The sequence below is a fragment of the Pseudoalteromonas sp. SR45-5 genome (assembly GCF_014163565.1).
Lineage (GTDB): Bacteria > Pseudomonadota > Gammaproteobacteria > Enterobacterales > Alteromonadaceae > Pseudoalteromonas > Pseudoalteromonas distincta.
Genome location: NZ_JACJDN010000488.1, coordinates 1 through 3,096 on the forward strand (window position 1 = coordinate 1; position 3,096 = coordinate 3,096).

The window sequence follows — 3,096 nt, forward strand, 5'->3', positions numbered from 1 at the left end:
ATCAACTTAACCAAAAACCGCTAACTCGTTTCTATCTCACTTTTATATACTTTAGCAAATAAAAATGAGCTTACCCTTAATAACTATTACCACACTATATCATCTGGTACTTCAAAGTCTGCGTATGGGTCATCTTCATCTTTTGGTTTGTTTTCTGGCTCTACATGAAAAACAATATACTTTTCGTCAACTTCAGCCACTTTGCGTGCTGGTTCGTCGTCTAATACGTAAAATTGCCCTTCTAGTACACAAATAGCTAAACGACCGCCCGATAACGCTTTTTGCGTTTTCTCGTTCACGTCGATATTTTTTACTTTGTTTTGATAAGTAAAATTAAATGTGCGCTCACCACGAATAGCATCTTGGTTGTGGTGTTCTAAAATTTGTTTAACACGCGCTTCTTGTTCGCGCTGCTTTAAGCTCACTTGGCGTGTTTGGTTAAGCTCTTCAGCTTTTTTTTGCTGCTCTAGCTTGGTTTGTTGAATATGCTTTTGCAGATCACTTGGGTTGCTAGTAGCCCCTTTCTTTTGCTTTTTTTGTTGCTTACGCTTTTCTGATTTAGCAACTTTAGCATTATGCGATGTTGTTAATCCTGCTTGAAGCAATTGGTCTTGTAATGAACCCATGACTTTGTTCCACTAAAAACTAATATTATCGCTATTTTAATCACCAACGAGTTCAAATAACAGCGCTATCGACATTAATCTAGCAAACTAGTTTAAACAAACCATGATATAGCGCAATGACTATGGTTTTAATTATGAATTAAAAGCAATTTTTAATACAATACCACGCAACCAATCAGCAAATGCACAAGCCATATAATGCGTTTACCTCATCTACTCGTTTGCTCGGTATTTATATTTTTTGTGCTTTATGCACCGCAACCCCTACTTAGCCTTTTTGCGAGCGAATTTAATGTAGCACCTGCGGTAGCTGGCAGCTTAATGACTGCAACTATGCTGCCCTTAGCCATTGCCCCGCTCGTTTATGGTTTATTTTTAGCAAAAATAAATCCACTACTTATATTACGTATTGCAATGGTGCTTTTAGGCCTTAGCTGCTTACTTTTTGTTTATGTACCTAGCTTTGAGCTTTTATTATTAGTCAGATTTTTACAAGGTTTAACGCTCCCCGCAGCTTTAACAGCAATGACTAGCTATATAGGCATGAGTTATAGCGCTGATACACTTCAAAAAAATATGACCCTATATATTGGTAGCAGTATAGTTGGTGGTTACTTTGGACGCGTGTTTGCCGCTTTGTTTAGCGACTTATGGAATTGGCAGAGCTTTTATTACGTAATTGCTTTTATGCTTATTTGCTTAGCTTTGACAGTTAAGCATTCTCGCTTTACAAACCCAGCTAAACAGTCGCAGCTCTCCCCACTCGATTACATTAAACAACTTAAAGAAGGCGCTGTACTTAAAGTTTACGGCGCCGTTTTTTGTATGTTCTTTTGTTTCGCGGCACTACTTAACTACTTACCGTTTATATTACAAAACACGTTTTTAATTACCAATACTCGTGACATAGGTTTGGTTTACAGTGGTTATTTAATTGGTGCCCTCGCCTCTATTGCTGCACCTTGGTTACTTAAAAAAGTCCCTTCGCCTTGGCATTTATTAACTGCGGTATTTAGTTTTTATAGTGTGAGTATTATTTTATTAATGAGCCATCAGCTTAGCTTATTTTTAATCGCATTTACTTTGTTTTGTGGTGCTATGTTTGTGATTCATTCAACTGCCGCACCGCTCGTTAATAAAATCAGTAAAGCCCCACCAAGTGTAACCAATGGCGGATATGTATCGTTTTATTACAGTGGTGGCGCATTGGGGTCGTTATTACCCGGTGTGGTATACCAACATCATGGGCAAACAGCGTTTATGTTTACGCTGCTTGCGGTTTGCTTATGTGGTTTATCGTTAATTATGTGGGCTTATTTTGAGGGTAAAAATACAACGCGCGGTTGATGCTTTGTGTAATTAAAAAATGTTTCTAAATCAGCTTTACTAAGCAACCATGTTTGGGTGTTTTCAAACGGATGACAATGAAACAAATCACCGTGCCAAATATCTTGGTCAACCCATAAGCTCACTTCGTTTTGCTTATCATTTAAAAGAGCCAACATAGATACACACCCAGGAGCCACTTTTAAATATTTAGCTAGCCGCTCACTCGATGCAAACCCTAAGCGTGAAAGCCCTTGTTGCTTTGATAGTGCCTTTAAGTCGAGTTGCTTATTGTGCGCTGTAATAACTAAAAAGTGTCGCTTGCCTTCGTTATCGCGTAAAAATAGGTTTTTAAGACGAGTACCTGGGCGCTCAATCATTAACTCATCTGCCGCTAAGCTAGTATGCAGCGGCGGATGCTCTATTACATCATAGTTAATATCTAGGTGCGCCAAAAGCTCTGCTAACTTAGTTTTATCCGCCAACATATTACAAACAACGCCCTCTTAGTTGTACACTCAAATCTCGCCATAAAACATCATTAACTTCATGCTTATTGTCGCAATACTTACGATCTTTTAGCTCTTGATTTAATAATTCAACTGCTTGGTCTTCTAGCTGTAACTTCAGAATGCTCGATTCTTCAAAATGCTCTTTCTCTATATACTGCTTAACCTCACCACGACTTGGTCTCTTATTAGAACCACGGTCAAGGTTAAAGTTTTCACGATGCTTAGCTTTTACCGAAACAACATAAGCAAAAAGCTTATTGCCTTGATCATCTTGCTTTTCGTGAAACTGTTTATTATTTATTTCAAAAGGCGGCTCATCATTTGAGGCACAGCCAGCGAGTAAAACCATAAGCGCTAGAACACATTTTTTCATTGTTTTTTATCGTTTTAGTTTTGAATTAAGCCGAGTCTAACAAAAATTGACGTAAACAGTGAAAATTTACGAAAAAATACTTGACCAAATTTATAAAAAAACTTAAAGTTCGTCCCGCTTGGAACTCAGCAGTCAAGCAGTTACATTATATGTAACTTAGGAATGTGGGGCTATAGCTCAGCTGGGAGAGCGCCTGCCTTGCACGCAGGAGGTCAGCAGTTCGATCCTGCTTAGCTCCACCACTTTCCTACTCCTTTTC

The 3,096-nt window shown here is 38.4% G+C and carries 4 protein-coding genes and 1 tRNA gene; 2 read left to right on the plus strand and 3 right to left on the minus strand.

What is annotated here, in order from left to right; genetic code table 11:
• Positions 1-86 precede the first annotated feature (86 nt).
• On the minus strand, positions 87-626 hold the full coding sequence (locus H5072_RS15510; RefSeq protein ID WP_002957867.1) for a DUF2058 domain-containing protein: 540 nt from the start codon (positions 624-626) through the stop codon (positions 87-89).
• Positions 627-824: 198 nt separating this feature from the next.
• Here H5072_RS15510 and H5072_RS15515 point away from each other — a divergent pair, with 198 nt between their 5' ends.
• Positions 825-1,973: an MFS transporter gene (locus H5072_RS15515; protein WP_182694031.1), complete on the plus strand. Its 1,149-nt coding sequence runs from the start codon at positions 825-827 to the stop codon at positions 1,971-1,973.
• Here H5072_RS15515 and H5072_RS15520 read toward each other — a convergent pair.
• Together H5072_RS15520 and H5072_RS15525 are read right to left on the minus strand one after the other, a co-directional pair.
• Positions 1,940-2,440: a prolyl-tRNA synthetase associated domain-containing protein gene (locus tag H5072_RS15520; protein ID WP_182694032.1), complete on the minus strand. Its 501-nt coding sequence runs from the start codon at positions 2,438-2,440 to the stop codon at positions 1,940-1,942. The genes H5072_RS15515 and H5072_RS15520 overlap by 34 nt on opposite strands.
• 1 nt (position 2,441) lies before the next feature.
• Positions 2,442-2,837 carry a hypothetical protein gene (locus tag H5072_RS15525; RefSeq protein WP_182694033.1) on the minus strand — a complete coding sequence of 132 codons (396 nt, stop codon included), beginning with the start codon at positions 2,835-2,837 and terminating at the stop codon, positions 2,442-2,444.
• 166 nt (positions 2,838-3,003) lie between these two features.
• Between H5072_RS15525 and H5072_RS15530 the strand changes: the two genes are divergently transcribed.
• A tRNA-Ala gene (locus tag H5072_RS15530) sits at positions 3,004-3,079 on the plus strand.
• Positions 3,080-3,096 lie beyond the last annotated feature (17 nt).